Origin of the sequence: Luteimonas wenzhouensis, assembly GCF_007859305.1 — a bacterium.
Classification (GTDB): Bacteria; Pseudomonadota; Gammaproteobacteria; order Xanthomonadales; family Xanthomonadaceae; genus Luteimonas; species Luteimonas wenzhouensis.
Genome location: NZ_VOHE01000012.1, coordinates 20,062 through 39,043, shown reverse-complemented (window position 1 = coordinate 39,043; position 18,982 = coordinate 20,062). Strand labels below are relative to the sequence as shown.

The 18,982-nt window shown below is 70.6% G+C and carries 19 protein-coding genes and 1 tRNA gene; 2 read left to right on the top strand and 18 right to left on the bottom strand.

All coding sequences use genetic code 11. From position 1 onward, the window contains the following. From FQY79_RS14890 to FQY79_RS14840, 11 genes are all read right to left on the bottom strand, one after another. Positions 1-1,474: rhamnan synthesis F family protein (locus FQY79_RS14890; RefSeq protein ID WP_222434301.1), on the bottom strand; the 1,474-nt coding region annotated here is incomplete at its 3' end. Between the two features lie 9 nt (positions 1,475-1,483). Further along, a complete protein-coding gene (locus tag FQY79_RS14885; RefSeq protein WP_146313675.1) occupies positions 1,484-2,092 on the bottom strand; it encodes a hypothetical protein in 609 nt (202 codons plus the stop codon). 78 nt (positions 2,093-2,170) lie between these two features. Next, on the bottom strand, positions 2,171-3,565 hold the full coding sequence (locus tag FQY79_RS14880) for a class I SAM-dependent methyltransferase (RefSeq protein WP_146313674.1): 1,395 nt from the start codon (positions 3,563-3,565) through the stop codon (positions 2,171-2,173). A 42-nt stretch (positions 3,566-3,607) separates the two neighbouring features. Continuing rightward, entirely contained in the window at positions 3,608-4,762 is a 1,155-nt protein-coding gene (locus FQY79_RS14875) for an ABC transporter ATP-binding protein (protein ID WP_146313673.1), read from the bottom strand. 4 nt (positions 4,763-4,766) lie between these two features. After that, on the bottom strand, positions 4,767-5,600 hold the full coding sequence (locus FQY79_RS14870) for an ABC transporter permease (protein WP_146313672.1): 834 nt from the start codon (positions 5,598-5,600) through the stop codon (positions 4,767-4,769). Positions 5,601-5,608: 8 nt separating this feature from the next. Continuing rightward, positions 5,609-6,784 carry a cystathionine gamma-synthase gene (locus FQY79_RS14865; RefSeq protein ID WP_146313671.1) on the bottom strand — a complete coding sequence of 392 codons (1,176 nt, stop codon included), beginning with the start codon at positions 6,782-6,784 and terminating at the stop codon, positions 5,609-5,611. A 72-nt stretch (positions 6,785-6,856) separates the two neighbouring features. After that, a complete protein-coding gene (locus tag FQY79_RS15515; protein ID WP_222434300.1) occupies positions 6,857-8,710 on the bottom strand; it encodes a GSCFA domain-containing protein in 1,854 nt (617 codons plus the stop codon). A 185-nt stretch (positions 8,711-8,895) separates the two neighbouring features. Next, positions 8,896-10,275: a pyridoxal-phosphate dependent enzyme gene (locus FQY79_RS14855; protein ID WP_146313670.1), complete on the bottom strand. Its 1,380-nt coding sequence runs from the start codon at positions 10,273-10,275 to the stop codon at positions 8,896-8,898. 133 nt (positions 10,276-10,408) lie between these two features. Beyond that, positions 10,409-10,627, bottom strand: a complete 219-nt coding sequence (locus FQY79_RS14850; RefSeq protein ID WP_146313669.1) for an HP1242/YdcH family protein — start codon at positions 10,625-10,627, stop codon at positions 10,409-10,411. Positions 10,628-11,134: 507 nt separating this feature from the next. Beyond that, positions 11,135-11,734: a hypothetical protein gene (locus tag FQY79_RS14845; protein ID WP_146313668.1), complete on the bottom strand. Its 600-nt coding sequence runs from the start codon at positions 11,732-11,734 to the stop codon at positions 11,135-11,137. Then, on the bottom strand, positions 11,731-12,117 hold the full coding sequence (locus tag FQY79_RS14840) for a DUF4398 domain-containing protein (RefSeq protein ID WP_186760104.1): 387 nt from the start codon (positions 12,115-12,117) through the stop codon (positions 11,731-11,733). The genes FQY79_RS14845 and FQY79_RS14840 overlap by 4 nt, the downstream gene beginning before the upstream one ends. A 91-nt stretch (positions 12,118-12,208) precedes the next feature. Here FQY79_RS14840 and FQY79_RS14835 point away from each other — a divergent pair, with 91 nt between their 5' ends. Further along, entirely contained in the window at positions 12,209-13,318 is a 1,110-nt protein-coding gene (locus FQY79_RS14835; protein ID WP_146313666.1) for a PilT/PilU family type 4a pilus ATPase, read from the top strand. A gap of 19 nt (positions 13,319-13,337) precedes the next feature. Here FQY79_RS14835 and maiA read toward each other — a convergent pair whose 3' ends face one another. The 6 genes from maiA to rplM form a co-directional block, all read right to left on the bottom strand. After that, positions 13,338-14,003, bottom strand: coding sequence for a maleylacetoacetate isomerase (maiA, locus tag FQY79_RS14830; RefSeq protein ID WP_146313665.1), 666 nt, complete (start codon positions 14,001-14,003; stop codon positions 13,338-13,340). 201 nt (positions 14,004-14,204) lie between these two features. Continuing rightward, on the bottom strand, positions 14,205-15,191 hold the full coding sequence (locus FQY79_RS14825) for a fumarylacetoacetate hydrolase family protein (RefSeq protein WP_146313664.1): 987 nt from the start codon (positions 15,189-15,191) through the stop codon (positions 14,205-14,207). 81 nt (positions 15,192-15,272) lie between these two features. Beyond that, a complete protein-coding gene (locus FQY79_RS14820) occupies positions 15,273-16,016 on the bottom strand; it encodes a 2OG-Fe dioxygenase family protein (protein ID WP_146313663.1) in 744 nt (247 codons plus the stop codon). A gap of 121 nt (positions 16,017-16,137) precedes the next feature. Beyond that, positions 16,138-16,212: transfer RNA gene (locus FQY79_RS14815), tRNA-Gln, on the bottom strand. Positions 16,213-16,260: 48 nt separating this feature from the next. Further along, positions 16,261-16,653 (bottom strand): 30S ribosomal protein S9, encoded by a 393-nt coding sequence (gene rpsI / locus FQY79_RS14810; RefSeq protein WP_146313662.1) that lies wholly within the window; start codon positions 16,651-16,653, stop codon positions 16,261-16,263. 2 nt (positions 16,654-16,655) lie between these two features. Then, entirely contained in the window at positions 16,656-17,084 is a 429-nt protein-coding gene (gene rplM / locus FQY79_RS14805; protein ID WP_146313661.1) for a 50S ribosomal protein L13, read from the bottom strand. 219 nt (positions 17,085-17,303) lie between these two features. On the opposite strand from rplM, the gene coq7 reads away from it, so the two are divergent. Next, positions 17,304-17,996 (top strand): 2-polyprenyl-3-methyl-6-methoxy-1,4-benzoquinone monooxygenase, encoded by a 693-nt coding sequence (gene coq7 / locus FQY79_RS14800; RefSeq protein ID WP_146313660.1) that lies wholly within the window; start codon positions 17,304-17,306, stop codon positions 17,994-17,996. A gap of 129 nt (positions 17,997-18,125) precedes the next feature. On the opposite strand, the gene speD is transcribed toward coq7, so the two are convergent. Next, positions 18,126-18,917: an adenosylmethionine decarboxylase gene (gene speD / locus FQY79_RS14795; RefSeq protein WP_146313659.1), complete on the bottom strand. Its 792-nt coding sequence runs from the start codon at positions 18,915-18,917 to the stop codon at positions 18,126-18,128. Positions 18,918-18,982: the final 65 nt, after the last annotated feature.

The window sequence follows — 18,982 nt, the reverse complement described above, 5'->3', positions numbered from 1 at the left end:
TGACCACGCTGAAGCTGCGCTCGAGCTTGTCCGCGTCCGCAACGCGCAGCAGGTTGCGCTCCATCTCCTCCACCGGCGCGTCCGGCACCGCCTCCAGCACCCGATCCTTCCAGCGCGACAGGTCGGCCACCTGGTAGTGGTTGTCCGAGAGCAGGTAGCGCTTGAACACCGGGAAGCCCTCGCCCAGCAGCGCGAAGTGGTTGGCCGAGAAGATCGGGTGGAAGGGATGCAGCCAGTCGCAGAAGGTGGAGAAGGCATGCCCGCGCGAGACCAGCAGGTGGGTCAGGCCGATCTCGTACTTCTGGATGATCGCCTTCTTGCCCCGCTGCGGCACCACGCCCGACAGCAGGCGGCGGAACAGCGGGTCGTCGATCACCGGCCGCCGGTAGCCGAGGAAGTAGGAACCGACCAGGAAGTCGTAGGTGTAGTCGCGCTCATACTCCGCGACCAGCTCGTCGCGCACGCGCGCGATCGGGATCTTCTCCGCGAACCGGTTGGAGGCCACGTCGCGTGTCGCGGCGATGCCCTTGGTCGCCTGCAGCCCCCACCAGGCGCACCGCGTCGCATCCATCTTCGCGAACACATCGTCGAGCGGGCGCACGAGGTAGCAGCTGTCGTTGACCAGCAGCAGTTCGTCGTACGCGGCCACCGTGTCCCAGCCGACCAGCTCGCGCGCCAGCCGCGACCACGAACCGAAGTCGTAGGTGCCGTGGCGCTCGGCCCACGCGCCCTTCGTGTACGGCGCCAGCCGGTCGAGCTCGCCAGGCGCCATCGCGCAGTCGGCGAGGTAGTACACGTCGGCGTGCCGCGACAGTTCGCGCACGAAGCGTACGACGTAGTCGTCGACCAGCCCGTCCGGGTCGTATCCGGCGAACAGGCAGATCCGGCGCGCGCCCGGCGCGAGCGCCTCGGCCGGGGCCGGCGGACGGATCCCGGGCCTGCCGGGCAACGCACGGGCACGTGAGAACAGCACCTGGTGGACCCGCGGGTTGATCGCCTCGACCGTCGGGTCGAGGTGGGTCATCCAGTACCACCAGACATCGAAGTCCGGCGCCGGATTGCGCAGCTCCTTCCAGCCATGCCGGCAGAAGTGCAGCAGCGGATCGGCCCCGGCGCGTTCCACGTCCGGGTTGTTGGCGAGGTAGTAGTCGCGATCGAACGCGCCGGTGGCCCCGAGCAGCGCCGCGTCGATGCGGGCGCGCTCGGCCTCGTCGGGCAGCGGCGGCGAAGCGGCGGCGTCTTCGCCATCCTCGGTCTGAACCGCGTGGCCTGCGTGCAGCGCGTGCAGGCGTGCGTTCGGGGAGCGCCCGGCGACCAGGCCGATGGCGAGGTAGTGTTCGAGCGGGTCCAGGCCACTGGCGGCGACGTCGTCGTAGGCGCGCTGGTACCAGTCGGCATCGAACAGTCCGCTGGCGCGCAGGAACTCGGCGACCGGATCGGCCGCCGTGGGCGTCGGCGCCGGTGGCGTCAACACGCGGGCACCTCAGGCCTCCGCGTCCTGGGTCGACGGCTCCCAGGCCGGCTGCACGGTCAGGCGGCCCTCGGCCTTGCCGACCTCCAGGTAGTGCACGAGCGGATGCAGGCCGCTCTCGCGCACGTCGGGGTAGCGCGCCCGGTAGAAGCCGGTATCGAAGCGCGGCCCGGCCCAACGGCCCTCCTCGCCCCCCAGGTAGTAGTAGTGCACGGTCGGATGCTCGCCAGCCGTGGCCACGTCGGGATAGCGGCGCAGGTACCAGGCGGGATCGAACAGGCCGGATTTCTCGATCTGCGCCAGGCGCGGATCGGGTGGCGGTGGCGGCGGCGGGATCAGGCCCGGGACCAGCTTGCGCACCAGCCATCCGCGCACTCCGCCGACGGTCGGGGGCGCGGCGGCCGGTCGCGACAGGTGCCTGGCGAGGATCTTCGCCAGCTGGTCGCACTCGCGGTCGGCCGTGGCCAGGGCGGCGAGCCGCTCCTCGCGGGCCTCGGCGTTCGCCTGGACCCACGCCAGTTCGCGCTGCACCAGCGCCAGTTCCTCGCGCAGCCGCGCGACTTCCGGGGAGTCCGCGCCGGCGTCGCCGGGCGTCGAATGTGCGTCCACCATCTGCGTCATCCGCGTGTCATGGGTGTGTTCAAGCCTCGCCTTCCGCCGCCCGGGCGATGCGGCCGGACCGGTCGCCGGCGCGGGTGCTCATGCCCGCCCCCGCTTGCCCGAAAGCAGGGCACGCACGCGCGCGGTGGGCCGCACGCGGGCGCCGTCCGGGAGCAGGACCGCGAAGTCGGGCCCGATATCGGAGAGCGCGCGCACGCCGGGGACGTCCAGCTGCAGCAAGTATCCCACCTGCGGATGCGGCAGGCGCAGGTGGCGCTGCACGTCCGGCCGCGGCTTCGGCTCCGGCGCGTCCACCCGGTATTCATGGCCGTTGACGCGCACGACCAGGGCGGCGGGCAGGCCGCCCGCCTCGTCGACCACCCAGCCGCTGATGCTCACTCCGTCGGGCCCGACCCTGACGTCGTCGACGAAACCGCGCGACGCCAGCGGCCGGTCCGGCTCGCCGAGCTCGGGTGGCCGCCCGGCCGCCTGCAGCGACGCGTAGTACGCGTCCGCCTCGACGGCGAGCCGGTCCTCGCCCAGCAGCGGCGGGCCGACCCGTTCCCACTGCAGCCGCACGGGCAGGTAGCCGCGCGCCGCGAATCCGGCTTCGACCTCGGCCTGGTACTCGGTGGGGATGAACATGTCCAGGGCGAAGTCGCGCTCGCCCGCCAGCCCGGCCCACACGTCCACCAGCTCCGCGCCGAGGCCCGCGTCGAAGATGCGGCCGACCACGGCATCGATGTGGAACGGCGAATAGTCGCGTGCGGCGGTCTCGTGCAGCCGCTCGCCGACCGCGATCGTGCCCCGGGCGATGCCGGCGATCGACTGGTCGCCCGACACCACCGGCACCTGCGCGGCCGGGAACAGGCCCGACGCCAGGCTGCTCTTGCCGTAGCCGGGCGGCTGCATCAGCAGGTAGGCCACCGGCCGGCGGCGGCTCACGTGCACCACGTGCCGCGACACCGGGTCGCCGGCCTGCGCCACGCTGCGCCCCATCCACTTCCAGGCATGGCCGCGCAGCACTTCGTGCAGTTTCTTCATGGTCGGGAACAGGCGCGTGTCGATGCCGCGCTCGACTTCCACCCACTCGCTGCCGGGGCCGCTCGCGATGCCCATCTCCAGCACCAGGGTGCCGTCCTCGGTCAGGCGCTCCACCAGCCGCGCGATCAGCGCGGGCTGGTCGTCGGCGTAGTGCAGGGCCGAGGCGAGCAGGATCACGTCGAACCGTTCGTCCGGCAGGTGGTCCCAGTCGGTCTGCACGAACTCGCATTCGGGAAAGCGCGCGCGGGCGCGCTCGATGAACAGCGCCGAGCGGTCGAGCCCGACCACGCGGTGCGCACCCAGGTGACGGGCGAAGCCGCAGAAGAAGCCTTCGTTGCAGCCGATGTCGAGGAAGCTGCGGCCCTCGAGCACCGGCAGCTTGAGCGCCTTGAGCTTGTCGAGGGTGCGCGAGGCCCCGCTCGCGTCGGGGAATGACTGGTACTGCGCCATGGCGTCAGGGGGTTCCTGCCAGCGGAAGGGGGATGGCGGTGGTCATGCCCGCACCGCCCGGGCGATCGCGGCCTGGACCGCCGGCGCGAGCCGCAGCGGCGCACCGGCCTCCGCAGCGGTGTGCCCGCCAAGAACGCGCGCGCCGGAGAGGTCGGCCAGGGTGGTCGCGGGCGGCACCTCGACCGTCGCGCTGAAGCCGCAGGCGTCGTCCTGCAGGCCGAAATGCCGCTGCACGTCGGGGCGGCGGGTGCGCTCGCGGAGGCTGGCCGCGTAGCGGCAGCCGTCGAAGTCCAGCACGAGCCCGTCGGGGACACGGCCCTGGCTGTCGACCATCCAGCCCTTGAGCAGGACCTGCCCGCCGCCGGCGGCCAGCGCGATCTCCTCGACCGCGCCCATCACCTGCACCGGGCCCGCGTCGGCATCCTCGAACTCGATCGGCTGGTTGTCGCGCACCTTCGCCAGCAGTTCGTGGTACGCACGCAGGGACTCGACGATGTCGCCGGCGTACACCAGCCGTCCCGCCTCCAGCACCACGCCCTTGTTGCACACCTCGCGCAGCAGGCCGACGCTGTGGCTGGCCAGGACCACGATCCGGCTGCCGCTCACCCGGTCCTGCATGCGCGCGGTGGCCCGGGCCATGAAGTTGGCGTCGCCGGTGCCGACCCACTCGTCCATCAGCATGATGTCGTGCTGGACCGAGGTGGAGATCGCGAAGCCCAGGCGCAGGCGCTGGCCGGAGGAGAGCGTGCGCAGGCGGTGGCCGGCCTTGTCCTGCAGCCCGGCGAACTCGAGGATCTCGTCCATGTGCCGGCGCAGGAACGACGAACGCAGGTCCATCGCCACGCCGCGCAGGTACACGTTCTCGCGCACCGTGGCCTCGCCGTTGAAGCCCAGCGACATGTTCAGCAGCGCCTGGCAGCTGCCCTGCACCTCGACCGTGCCGCTGGTCGGCTGGTAGACGCGGTTGAGCACGCGCAGCAGCGTGCTCTTGCCGGCGCCGTTGCGGCCGAGCAGGGCGACCCGGTCGCCGTCGCGGATGTCGAGGTCGATGCGGTCGAGCAGTCGCACCAGCGAGCGCCTGGGCGGTTCGAACGCGGCGCTGAGGAACATGCCCGCCCAACCCGAGACGGGCCGCTCCCGCTGCAGGAAGGTCGGGACGTCGAGGGTCAGCTGGCGAGTGCGGATCCTTGCTTGCATCGGGTCAGATCCACAGCGGCACGAAGCGTGCGTAGCGGCGATACAGCAGCGTCGCCAGCGAAAGCCCCGCCACCGTCATGGCCAGGACGACCCAGAGGCTCTGCATCGGTACCGCACCTTCGAGGATCGGCGCGCGGAACAGCTCCACGAAATGGAACAGCGGGTTGAGCACCATCAGCCGTGCACGGATGCTGCCCGGCGGCACCGAGCTCGCGTACCAGATGATCGGGGTGAGCAAGAACAGGAAGGTCGAGACGTTGACCAGCACCTGCCCCAGGTCCGGGAAGCGCGCGCCCACCAGCGCGAAGGCAACGCCGATCCAGAACACGTTGAGGTAGATCAGCACCAGGGTGGGCACCGCGAGCAGCAGGCCGCCGACGTCCACGCCACCATGCATCACCAGCGCGGCCGCGATTATCGGCAGGCTGACCAGCAGGTCGAACGCGGTGCGTGCGATCGACTGCAGCACGTAGTCGGTGAGGCGCGTGTGCCCGTCCATGATGAACGACTGGCTCGAGGTGAACACGCCCGAACTGGTCACCAGCGCGTTCATGAGCGTGCGGAACACGATCACGCCCAGCCCCACGTGCGCGGCGAACTGCTGCATCGAGGTTCCGTGCATGCCGGCGAAGAACGCGCCCACGCCGAACACGTAGGTGGCGGTCGGCGCGAGCAGCCACAGCGGCCCGAGGTAGGAACGCCGCGAACGCACCAGGATGTCGAGCCAGCTCGACAGCAGCCAGAACTCGGGGTTGCGGAAGCTGGCCGCCAGCTCGCGCCACAGCTGTCCCGGGGCCTGCGGAGAATCCCGGCCCGCGGCGTCCGCCTGGACCTGCATGGCGCCGCTCACGACAACGCGGACGCCAGGTCGGCGCGCAGGTCCTCCAGCGCCTCCACGCCGACGCTCAGGCGCACCAGCTCCGGGCCGATGCCAAGCCGAGCGCGGGTGGCCTCGGGGATCGAGGCATGGGTCATCACCGCCGGATGGTTGACCAGGCTCTCGACGCCGCCGAGCGACTCGGCCAGGGTGAACAGGCGGGTGCGCTCGCACAGCCGCCTGGCGGCCTCGAAGCCGCCCTTGAGCCGCACCGAGACGATGCCGCCGAAGCCGTCCATCTGCCGCCGCGCCAGTGCGTGCTGGGGATGCGACGGCAGGCCGGGATAGATGACGTCCGCCACCGCCTCGTGCGCCTGCAGGTACTCGGCCAGCGCCTGCGCGTTGGCGCAGTGCGCCTGCATCCGCAGGTGCAGGGTCTTGAGCCCGCGCAGGGCGAGGAAGCTGTCGAACGGCCCCTGCACCGCGCCGCAGGAGTTCTGCAGGAACGCCATGCGCTCGGCGAGGTCGGTGTCCTCGCCCACCACCACGATCCCGCCGACCATGTCGGAGTGGCCGTTGAGGTACTTGGTGGCCGAGTGCATCACCATGTCGGCGCCGAGCGCGAGCGGGCGCTGCAGCATCGGCGAGGCGAAGGTGTTGTCGACCACGACGAGGGCGCCGCGGCGGTGGGCGATCTCCGCGACCGCGGCGATGTCGACGATCTTGAGCAGCGGGTTGGTCGGGGTCTCGACCCAGACCAGCTTCGTCTTCGGCGTGAACGCGGCCTCGAACGCCGCCAGGTCGGTCATGTCGACGAAGCCGAAGTCCAACCCCGCGCTGCGCCGGCGCACGCGTTCGAACAGGCGGTAGCTGCCGCCGTAGAGGTCGTCCATCGCCAGCACTTGGTCGCCGCTGTCGAGCAGCTCCAGGATCGTGGCGGTGGCGGCCAGGCCCGAGGCGAAGGCGAAGCCGCGGCTGCCGCCCTCCACGCCCGCGACGCCGCGCTCCCAGGCGAAGCGCGTGGGGTTGTGGGTGCGCGAATACTCGAAGCCCTGGTGCACGCCCGGACTGGACTGGGCGTAGGTGCTGGTGGCGTAGATCGGCGGCATCACGGCGCCGGTCGACGGATCGTGCGCCTGGCCGGCGTGGATCGCCAATGTCGCCAGGCAATAACCCTTGCCGGCACGGTGGTGGTCGTCTGACATGCCTGTCTCCTGGGAGCGGCCGCATTCTACCAGCCGACGCCGCTCAAGCGGCCCGAACCGCCCCTCCCGGAGTCACCCCCGGCCGCCGTCGCCAGGGGGCTTGGCGTACATTTCCTCGTCGCAGGACGCCTCGATCATGGTGCGGATTTCCTGCAATTCCTCGATGCCCCGCAATGGCTTCGCCGGTTCCGGCTGGTGGCCGGCCGCGGCCTGGGCCGTCATCCGCGACATGAACACCTTCATCACATGGTCGACGCCGGCCTGCGTCACCCCGCGGCGGTCCTGCTCGAAGTAGCGACCGCCGGCGTGGGGTCCCACGATGATCTCGTAGGACGGGAAGTACTGGACGTTGTCGTGGCCGCGCGCGACCTCTTCCGCGGCGACGCGGAGCACCGACTTCGAGTACACGGTGGAGGCCAGCACGTGCCGCTTCTCGTACGTCGCCACGAGCGGCACCGGCGACACCGTGAGCACGACCCTGGCACCCGGGTTGACGAGCCTCAGCTTGCGAAGGAAGTCGTCCATGTCCGCGACCACGTCGCCCACCCCGAGGTTGACGAACTCGTGCACCGCCGGGTCGTACTGCCCGCCCGCCACGCCGGGCGCCAGCGGATACGCCGCGCCGTCCAGGCGGGACCGCCAGCATTCGGTCAGCCCGAGCGTGAACACGAACACGTCCAGCTCGAGGAACATCCTCCTGACGGCCTCCAGGTGCCGGTCCGCATCCCTCAGCACCGCCTCCCTGTCGGGGAATCCGTCCGGCTCGATGCGCGGTCGGAACGGATCGCAGTAGCCGCCGCCGGGGCGGGTCCAGACGCGCTCCCGCGGAACGAAGTACCCGAAGGCGCGATCGAACAGCTGGACCAGCTGGCGCGACGTGTACACATTGCCGTACCGTGCGCTGAAATCGTAGAACCCGAGGCGTTCGCCGTCGACGCCGGCGGCCGGCGGCTCGGCGATGAAATAGTTGTAGCCGCTTGCGCGCAGGCGTTTCGAGATGTGCTGGGCGAAGCAGCTGCCCGCCGTCGCGACCCTGTCGCCCGGGGAGATCGTGAACACCGGGTCGACCAGCGGATCGATGTCGGCGGGCGACGGCTCGCTCACAGCCTGCCGCCAGTAGGCGGAGTCGGCCAGGCGGGCATAGGGATGCGCTTCCTTCGCCGCGCCCCCCGCCATGGCGCGCACGACTTCGCGCATCACCTTGGCGCCGTAGTGGTCGTTGCCGTGCGTCGCATCGTTGCCGTAGCAGTCCTCGGCCAGCAGCCCGTCCGCGGAGAAGACATCGGCCGGGAGTTCGACGACGCCCACGCCCCGGTTGCGGGCGACTTCACGGACCACCTCGCACTGGCGCTTCCAGATCGCCAGCCTGTCCCGGGGATTGCGGACGCGGTGGTCCACCAGCTTGTCCTGGAACGCCCGGTCCGCCCGCTTGACGATGTGCGCCTCGGAACCGTTCGGCGGTGGCGGCAGCAGCAACGTCGCGTTGCGCGGGGAGATCGGCAGGAGCAGGTCGAGCCAGGTACCGAGCGTCTGCCGGATCGCGTTCTCGGTGATCCTCAGCGCGACATCCATCGGATGGATGTCGACCAGGCCGACGATATTGTGCTCGTTGCCGTCGATGAGGAAGGCCACGGCGTCGGCATCGGCGATGAATTCCCTGAAGCAGTCCGCGATGTCGGTCGAGCGGATGTAGCCATCGACGCAAGTCCCCTCCGCCGGCGGGTTCCGTCTCGCCTCGTCCAGCAACCGCGCTTCCCGCTCGCTGACCGGGAAGCGGAACTTCTGGATCTCCTGGTCGGACGCCTTGCGGAGGAAACGCCGGAGGTTGTACGCGCGCCCGCGGACGCCGGGATATTCATGGGAGATCTTGTCCCAACCGTGCGCCAGCGCCTCGATATGACTCATTCCGACGACAACCAGATCCATTATTCCTCCATAACACCAGTTGGCCCGCGCGCGCCCAGGCTCCCATCCCCGCAGTCCGCACCCGTGGTCCCGCCCGCCGCTGGCGGCGGGACCGGGAACCTGCGGCGGGTCGCACGCCGATCGCATTCCGCCGACAGCTTGCGGGCCCCGTCGAGCGGCGACAAGGGCCGAAAGCCGACGATGGATCAGTACACCCGACGCCGCAAGTAGTTGAGCAGGTCGATGCGGGTGATCAGGCCCAGGAACTTCTGGCCATCCACCACGATCGCCACGTGCCCGCGGTCGAACACCGGCAGCAGCGATTCCACCGGCGATTTCACGTCCAGGATGTCGAGCTTGCGCACCATCGCGGTCGAGACCGGGTCGCGGAAGCGCTTCTCGTCGCCGTAGACGTGCAGCAGCACGTCGCTTTCGTCGAGGATGCCCACGATCCGGTCGCCGTCCATCACCGGCAGCTGCGAGATCTCGTACAGCTTCATCCGCTGGTAGGCGGTCATGAGCAGGTCGCCCGGCGCCAGCACCACGGTGTCGCGCTGCTGGTAGGGACGCAGGATCAGGTCGCGCAGGTCGCCGTGCTGCTCGCGCTCGATGAAGCCGTTGTCGAGCATCCAGTAGTCGTTGTAGAGCTTGCTCAGGTACTTGTTGCCGGTGTCGCAGACGAACACCAGGACCTTCTTCGGCGTGGTCTGCTCGCGGCACCAGCGCAGGGCCGCGGCCAGCAGCGTGCCGGTGGAGGAGCCACCGAGGATGCCCTCCTTGCGCAGCAGCTCGCGCGCGGCCAGGAAGCTCTCGCGGTCGTCGATCGAATAGGCCGTGCGCACGCGGCTGAAGTCGGCCACGGACGGCGGGCTGGAGCCTTCGCCGATGCCCTCCACCAGCCAGCTGCCGGTGGCCTTGCCCAGTTCGCCGGTCCGCACCAGCCCGGCCAGCACCGACCCGGCGGGGTCGGCCAGGATCAGCTCCACGTGCGGCGCATGCCTGGCGAAGCAGTTGGCCAGGCCGGTGATGGTGCCGCCGCTGCCCACGCCGGCCACCACCGCGTCCACGCCGCCGACCTCGGCCATCTGGCGCAGGATCTCCGGGCCGGTGCCGTGCTCGTGCGCGGCCGGGTTGTCGGGATTGCCGAACTGGTTGATGTGGTAGGCGCCAGGGGTGCGCGCGGCGATGCTCGCGGCCAGGTCCTGGTAGTGCTCGGGATGGCCCTTGGGCACGTCGGAGCGGGTCAGCACCACTTCGGCGCCCATGGCCTTGAGGTTGAAGATCTTCTCCCGGCTCATCTTGTCCGGGATCACCAGCACCAGGCGGTAGCCCTTCTGCTGGGCCACCAGGGCCAGCGCGATGCCGGTGTTGCCGGCGGTGCCCTCGACCAGGGTGTCGCCCGGACGGATGTCGCCGCGGGCCTCGGCCGCCTCGATCATCCGCAGCCCGATGCGGTCCTTGATCGAACCGCCGGGGTTCTGGCTTTCGAGTTTGAGGTAGAGCTCGCACACGCCGGTGTCCAGGCGCTGCGCGCGCACGATCGGCGTCTCGGCGATGAGCTCGAGCACGGAGGAATGGATCGTCATGCGTGGAATGGGCCAGCGAAGGTGCGTGGATTATGGCACCGGCCCGCGCGCCGGCGGTGCGACGGCGCGAATGGCGCACGGGCGGCGGCGACCGACGAGGAGGCCGCCGCCGCCCGTGACCCGGTAAGCGGCTTCAGTGGCGAAGGGTGGCGTAGAGCTGGGTCAGGCGGTCCTTGGCGGCGAGCTTCTCGCGCTTCATCCGCGCCAGCGTGGTGTCGTCGATCGGCAGCACGCCCAGTTCGGCGTCGAGGACCTTCTTGTCCAGTTCCTTGTGGCGCTGGTAGAGCTGTTTGAACTCGGGGTTGCCCTTGATCAGCCGGTCGAGTTCGGCCTGCGGTTGCCCTTCAAACATGGAATTCCTCCTGCGCAAATGCGAACGCCCCGGCCTTCGGGGCACGGGGCGTTGGCTGGGGTTGGCAGACCGGCGGCCACGCACGAACCGTCCTGCGCGCGCCCTCGCCGGCGGCGACTGTGCCGGCGGCGGGGGGATGGAGCTGGACGGGGTCGGTCATGGCGTCGGGTCTGGCTGTCTCCGGTCGGCGAGGGGGTCGCGTGCCGCCCGGATGATTCGACCCTACTCCACCCGCAGGGGGCCGGCAAGGACCCTGGCGGCCGCCGCCGGCGGGCGGTGGTCACGGTTCGGGAACCTGCCCCGCCGGCCGTTCAGGCGCGAGCAGCGGGAAGCCGCCCGGAATCGCGCAAGTCGTTGATTTAACAAATGATTGACACCACGGCCCGGCGTCCCCAAACGCGACCTGGAGCGAACCGCGGCCAGCGCCAGCCGGCCTGTCGCCGGTGCAACGCCGCCGGGATCGGCCGGGCAGACCGATGGTTTGCCGGCAGCCCGGGGGCGCGCCGCTCAGCGCGGCTCGGGCGTGTCCCCGGCTTCCAGGCTGCGCAGCAGTTCCTCTTCCTGGCGCTTGAGCTCCTCGGCGCGCTGGCGCGCGGCACGCAGCCGCGCGGCCTCGCGGGCGGACACGCCCTCGAGCACCGATTCGGCCTCCTGCCGCGCCATCGACTCGGCCTCGGCGGCCTCGCGCAGACGCGCGGCCTCCTCGGCCTGGATCTGGGCCTGGATCCGCAGCCGCTCGGCCTCCTGCCGGGCACGGGCGGCCTCACGGCGGCTGGCTTCGAGCAGCAGCTCGGCGCGTTCGCGCTCGAGCCGGTCGAGCTCACGCCGGGCCAGTTCGGTGCGGGTGGCGATCTCGGCGGTCTCCACCCGCCATTGCGCCACCTGCAGCGCGCCCTCGCGCTGGCGCGCGCGGGCCGCGGCCAGGGTCTCCACCGCCTGCCGCGCCTGCAGGCGTTCGAGCGGAGCAACGCCCGCGGCCAGCGGGTCGGCGTCCAGCGCCACCAGGCGCTGCTGGAGCGCGGCCACGCCGCCGGGGACATCGGCCGCGCGCACCTGCGGCAGCGCGAGGGCGAGCAGGAAGCAGGCGACCAGGGCACGCACGGTCATCGCGCGTCCTCCATCTGCAGGCTGCGGCGCAGCCGCGTGATCTCGGCCTGGCGCTGTTCGAGTTCGGACAGGGTGGCGGCCTCGCGGCTGCGCGCATGGGCCAGGTCCGCCAGGGCCGCGGCACGCCGGGCGAGGTCCCCGGCCTCGGCTTCGCGCCGCTCGGAGAGCGCGGCCTGGGCCATCGCCAGCAGCCGCTGCGCACGCGCCAGCTCCTCGCCGGCGTAATGCTCGGCGTCGGCGTCGGAGGCGCGCGCCACCGCCTGCTGGGCGGCGTTGATGTCGCCGGTGGGCGGCGGCGTCGAGGCGCAGGACGTGAGCGCGAGCACGCATCCGCAGGCCAGCGCCTGCAGGGTGCCGCGGAATTGTGCGAAGCTTGACGCCATAGGGGGGCCGTGGCATTTACCGGTGCTCGGCCATTGTCGGCAGCCTACGCCGGATGCGCAACGGTCCGGGCGGCTCATTGGGGATTGGTACATGGACATCGGCTATTTCCTGAAGCTGATGACGGAAAAGAACGCGTCGGACATGTTCCTGACCACCGGCGCACCGGTCTACATCAAGGTCGAGGGCAAGCTCTATCCCCTGGGCAACACCGGTCTTCCGCCCGGCATGGTGAAGAAGATCGCGTATTCGCTGATGGACGAGGGCCAGGTGCCGCAGTTCGAGCGCGACCTCGAACTGAACATGGCGATCTCCATGCCCGACTCCGGCCGTTTCCGCGTCAACGTGTTCAAGCAGCGCGGCGAAGTGGGCATGGTGATCCGCGCGATCCGCAGCACCATCCCCACCATCGAGGAACTGCAGCTGCCGCAGGTGCTCAAGGACATCATCATGGCCCCGCGCGGGCTGGTGCTGATCGTCGGCTCCACCGGCTCGGGCAAGTCGACCTCGCTGGCCTCGATGATCGACTACCGCAACAGCACCACCTCCGGCCACATCCTCACCATCGAGGATCCGATCGAATACCTGCACAAGCACAAGAAGTCGATCGTCAACCAGCGCGAGGTCGGGCTCGACACCCACGCCTTCCACAACGCGCTCAAGAACGCCATGCGCGAGGCGCCGGACGTCATCCTGATCGGCGAGATCCTCGACGCGACCACGATGGAAGCCGCGATCGCCTTCGCCGAGACCGGCCACCTGTGCCTGGCCACCCTGCACTCGAACAACGCCGACCAGACCATCGAGCGCATCCTCAACTTCTTCCCCGAGGCCGCGCACAAGAACGTGCTGATGAACCTCGCGCTCAACCTGCGCGCAGTGGTCTCGCAGCGCCTGGTGGTGGGCGTGGACGGCCGCCGCCTGCCGGCCACCGAGGTGCTGATCAACACGCCGATGATTCGCGACCTGCTGCGCCGCGGCCAGGTGCACGAGATCAAGCAGGCGATGGAGGAGTCGCTGGAGGAAGGCATCGAGAGCTTCGACCAGTGCCTGTACCGGCTGTACAAGGAAGGCCGGATCGATCGCGAGACCGCGCTGCGCGCGGCCGACTCGCGCGAGGGGCTGGACCTGAAGTTCCGCCTGTCCGAAGGCGCCCAGGGCGAACACGATCCCTACGCGGACGTGTTCGGCCCCTCGCACTGACGGGCGCTGCGCGCGAGGCTCAGTTCGATGGCGGCGCGTCCGGCTGGCGGTCGGGCGCGGCGTCGCGGAACGCGGGCAGTTCCAGGCAGGCCCGTTCGATCGACGCGATCGTGGGCCAGCGCGAAAGGTCCATTCCGAACCGGCGCGCGTTGTAGGCCTGCGGCACCAGGCAGCAGTCGGCGATCGTGGGCACGTGCCCGTCGCAGAAGGTGCCGGTGGCCGGGTGGTCGCGCAGCAGCGCCTCCAGGGCATTGAAGCCCTCGCCGATCCAGTGCCGGATCCACACGTCACGCTCGGGCTGCGGCACGTTCCATTCCTGCTCGAGGAAGCGCATCACCCGCAGGTTGTTGAGCGGGTGGATGTCGGCGGCGACCAGCTGCGCCAGCGAGCGCACCCGCTGGCGCTCGCGCGCGGTGATCGGCAGCAGCGGCGGATCGGGCCAGACCTCGTCGATGTACTCAAGGATCGCCAGCGACTGGCGGAACAGGCGCTGGCCGTGCTGCAGCACCGGCACCAGCTTCTGCGGGTTGGTGGCGGCGAAGCCGGGGGCGAGTTGCTCGCCACCGTCGCGCAGCAGGTGCACCGGCACCGTCTCGTAGGCCAGGCCCTTGAGGTTGAGGCCGATGCGCACGCGGTAGGCCGCGCTCGATCGCCAGTACGAGTACAGCCGCAATTCTTCGTTCACTCCGGCTCCCCCTGGCCAGTCTCCCCGCCCTGCGCGGGCGCCTGCGCATCGCCCGGCGCGCACGCGACCGGCACCTTCCGGTCCTGCCTGCCGCCGCCTGCTGCTCCCATCCCTGTCCTCCGGCCGGCGCGCCCCTCCCGGCGCTCCGGCCCGGGACCCCAGGCGAAGGAACGCCCTCCATCGCGCCGGCCGGCCAGCGCGTCAGGCGGGCTGGCGTTCGATGCGCTGTTCGATCGCGCCGAAGATGCTGCGGCCGTCGCGATCGAACATCTCGATCCGGACCCGGTCGCCGAATGACAGGAACGGGGTGACCGGCTCGCCCCGCTCCAGCGCTTCCACGGTCCGGCGCTCGGCCAGGCAGGAGGCGCCGGTGGCGGTGTCCTGGTTGGCGATGGTACCCGAACCGACCAGGGTCCCGGCCGAAAGCGGGCGGGTGCGGGCGGCGTGGGCCACCAGCCGGGCGAAGTCGAACTGCATGTCCACGCCCGCCTCCGGGGCGCCGAACCATTCGTCATTGATGTGGGTGACCAGCGGCAGGTGCACCTTGTTGTCCCGCCAGGCCTCGCCCAGCTCGTCGGGGGTGACGAACACCGGGCCCAGCGCCGACCGCGGCTTGGACTGCAGGAAGCCGAAGCCCTTGGCCAGCTCGCCCGGGATCAGGTTGCGCAGGGAGACGTCGTTGACCAGGCCGATCAGCTGGATGTGGCCGGCGGCCTGCTCCGGCGACACCGCCATTGGCACGTCGTCGGTCACCACCACGATCTCGGCTTCCAGGTCGATGCCGTAGTCCTCGCTGGTGACCCGCACCGGGTCGCGCGGGCCGAGGAAGCCGGCGCTGGTGGCCTGGTACATCAGCGGGTCGGTGTAGAAGCTCTCCGGCACCTGCGCGCCACGGGCGCGGCGCACGCGCTCGACGTGCGGCAGGTAGGCGCTGCCGTCGAGGAACTCGTAGGCGCGCGGCAGCGGCGCGGCCAGGACCTGCACGTCGAGGTCGAACACGCCGTCGGCATCGCCCTCCTCCAGCGACTGGGCCAGGGCGTTGAGCCGTGGGGCGACGTTGCTCCAGTCCTCCAGCGCGCGCTGCAGGGTCGGCGCGATGCCGGTGGCGCGGACCGCGCGGGACAGGTCGCGGGAGACCACGACCAGGGTGCCGTCGCGGCCGCCTTCCTTCAGTGATCCAAGCTTCATCGGGGCTCCATGTGCAGGCGCGGCGTCGCGCGATGGTTGCAATTGTACCGATCCAGGGGGCGGGCCGGCCGGTGCCAGTGCTCAGTCGTCGCCCTGGAACCCCCCGGCGCGGAAGGTGAGCACCAGCGTGTCGCGGTAGCCGTAGCCGTCCTCGGCCAACGGCTGGATCGGGGTGGACTCGTGGATCACGCGCGCGTCGTCCAGGAACAGCAGCGACCAGGGTTGCAGCAGGGTGAAGCGCTGGCCGGCGGGGCCGTTGGCGTCGAACACCCGGGTTTCGCCGCCCTTGATGCCATGGCGGCCGACCAGGATCACGGCCACGAAATCCACCCCGTCGCGGTGCGCGCCCTCGGGGGTGGGCCGGCCGATGCCATCGCCGGTGTCGATCCGGAACTGGTGGGCCTCCACGTACCAGGGCCGTTCGCCCGCGAGCGCCGAGCACCAGCCGGCCAGGGCGCGCAACAGGGCCGGCCACGCCGGCGAGGCCACGGTGGCCGGGGCGACCGGCTCGAACATGCGCCACATGCCCCCGTGCAGGGCGTTGTACTCGACCGGCTGCCAGTGCGCGCGATGCGGCGCCTGGCGCACCTGGCCGGCCTCGACCACAAAGCAGGAATGGCGGCGGCGGCGGTAGCGGCCGCCGTCGCGCAGGTAGCCGTCGGGCGGGAGGTCGTCCCACCCCGCCTCCAGCGCGGCCAGTTCGTGCAGCGGGACCTGCGCGGCCTGCGCCAGCGCCTGCGCCGGCAGCACGGCGAAGCCGTGGACGCGCACCTGGGTGCACAGGCCGGCGGCATCGGTCAGGGGCGGGGAAAGCAGGACCGTCATTGGCGGATTCTAGCGTGCGGCCCGGACCGCCCGCCGCGGCGGGCCCGGCGGGCAGCCACGAAAAAGCCCGCCTCGCGGCGGGCTTCTTCGCGGGCCCGGGCCTCTCGGCCCGGCCTGGAGGTGGCAGCCCCGGATGGATTCGAACCACCGAATGCCTGAGTCAGAGTCAGGTGCCTTACCACTTGGCGACGGGGCTATGGGACCGATTGTAGCGCCATCGCGGGGCGATGGCGCGGGTACCGCATTAACGCTTCGAGAACTGGGTGGCGCGGCGGGCCTTGTGCAGGCCGACCTTCTTGCGCTCGACCTCGCGCGCGTCGCGGGTCATGAACCCGGCGCGGCGCAGCTCGGCCTTGAGCGACTCGTCGTACTCGACCAGCGCGCGGGCGATGCCCAGGCGGATGGCGCCGGCCTGGCCGGTGGTGCCGCCGCCGATGGCGGTCGCGACGATGTCGAAGTTCTCGGTGTTGTTGGTCAGTTCCAGCGGCTGGCGCACGATCATGCGCGCGGTCTCGCGGCCGAAGAACTCGTCGAGCGGACGGCCGTTGACCGTGATGTTGCCGCTGCCCTTGCGCAGGAACACGCGGGCGGTGGAGGACTTGCGACGGCCGGTGCCGTAGTTCTGGGTGATAGCCATCGTTAGATATCCAGGGGCTGGGGCTGCTGGGCGGCGTGCGGGTGCTCGGGGCCGCGGTACACCTTGAGCTTGCGGTACATGGCGCGGCCGAGCGGGTTCTTCGGCAGCATGCCCTTGACCGCGGTTTCGATCACGCGCTCGGGATGGCGCTCCAGCGCCTGGGCCAGGGTCTCGGTCTTGAGGTTGCCGATGTGGCCGGTGAAACGGTGGTAGAGCTTGTCCGACAGCTTCTTGCCCGTGACCGCGATCTTCTCGGCGTTGACCACGACGATGTAGTCGCCGGTGTCCACGTGGGGGGTATAGACGGGCTTGTGCTTGCCGCGCAGGCGGCGCGCGAGCTCGGAACTCAGGCGGCCCAGCGTCTTGCCGGTGGCGTCCACGACGTACCAGTCGCGCTGGACGGTCTCGGACTTTGCGGTGAAGGTCTTCATCAGGTGACTCCGGGCGGGCGGTGCCTGGTCGGGCTGGTTGCGGGGGCCGCTCGCGAGAGGAGGGCGCCCGGAACTTCGCCACGCGTTGTGGATTGCGAACAAAGAAGCGGAATTCTAGCCCGCCGCCCGGGCCTGCGCAAGCCGCCCGGCGGGGCGCTGGCGCCGACGGGGCCGGCGCGCCACCATGATACCTCCCCCCCCCCCCCCGACCCTGCCCCGATGTCCAGTCCCGCATCCCGCCTGCCTGTCCCCCTTCCCGCCCCGGCCCGGCGCAGCCAGCGCCGGCTCGACCCGGTCGACCGGCTGCTGGTCGAGGCCCAGCGCGCCCTGGACACCGTGTTCGGCCAGCCGCTCGCCAGCCGCCCCAACCCGGCCGGGGACCTGCCCCGGGCCGAACTCGATCCGGCCCAGCGCCGGCACGCCGCCGGGCTGATGCGGATCAACCACGTCGGCGAGGTCTGCGCCCAGGGCCTGTACTACGGCCAGGCGGCGGTGGCGCGCGAACAATCCACCCGCGAGCACCTGCTCGAGGCGGCGCAGGAGGAGACCGACCACCTGGCCTGGTGCGCCGAGCGCCTGCGCGAGCTCGACAGCCGTCCCAGCGTGTTCAACCCGCTGTGGTACGGCGGGAGCTACGCCCTGGGCGTGCTGGCCGGCCTGCGCGGCGACGGCTGGAACCTCGGCTTCGTGGTCGAGACCGAACGCCAGGTCGAGGCCCACCTCGACGAGCACCTCGAATCGCTGCCCGAGGGCGACCAGCGCAGCCGCGAGATCCTGCGGCAGATGAAGATCGACGAGGCCCGCCACGCCGACAACGCCGAACAGGCCGGCGCCCGGGTGCTGCCGCCGCCGATCCCGGGCCTGATGGCGGCGGCCTCGAAATTCATGAAGACCGTGGCCTACCGGCTCTAGCCCGGCGCGCGAAGAACCCGAAGGCGCAGGCCACCACGGCCGCCCGGGGCCGCCGCGGGTGCGACCGGGCGCCGTCACCGCGGGCCCGACCGGGGCGCGGCCGCGGGGCGAGCGCCGCCGGCACGCCGGTCAGTCGACCAGGTTGCGGCCGTGGTAGAGCTCCTCGATCTCGCGCTTGAGCCGCGCCTCGATCTTCATCCGCTCTTTGAAGGAGAGGTTGCGGGCCTTCTCCTCGAACAGGTACTGGTCCAGGTCGAAATCCTTCAGGTGCATCTTCGTGTGGAAGATGTTCTCCTGGTAGACGTTCACGTCCAGCATTTCGTACCTGGCCTTGATGTTCTTGTGCAGGAAATCCTGGATCGAGTTGATCTTGTGGTCGATGAAGTGCTTCTTGCCCTTGATGTCGCGGGTGAAGCCGCGCACGCGGTAGTCCATCACCACGATGTCGGACTCGAGGCTCTCGATCAGGTAGTTCAGGGCCTTCAGCGGCGAGATCACGCCGCAGGTGGCCACGTCGATGTCGGCGCGGAAGGTCGCGATGCCGTTGTCCGGATGGGTTTCCGGGTACGTGTGCACCGTGATGTGCGACTTGTCCAGGTGCGCGACCACCGCGTCGGAAATCACGCCCTTGGCGTCGCGCTTGTCGATCACCGGCTCCTCGGAGATGAGGATGGTCACCGAGGCGCCCTGCGGATCGTAGTCCTGGCGCGCGATGTTGAGGATGTTGGCGCCGATGATCTCGGCCACGTCGGTCAGGATCTGGGTGAGCCGGTCCGCGTTGTACTCCTCGTCGATGTACTCGATGTAGCGTCGTCGCTCGTCCTCCGACGACGCATAGCACACGTCGTAGATGTTGAACGACAGCGACTTGGTGAGGTTGTTGAAGCCCTGGAGCTTCAGGCGAGGCAGAGGCTTGACCACGTCGGTACGGTCCCCGGTCGGGCGGACGAAGGGCGGAATTATGGGGCAAACCCGGTCGCGGGGGG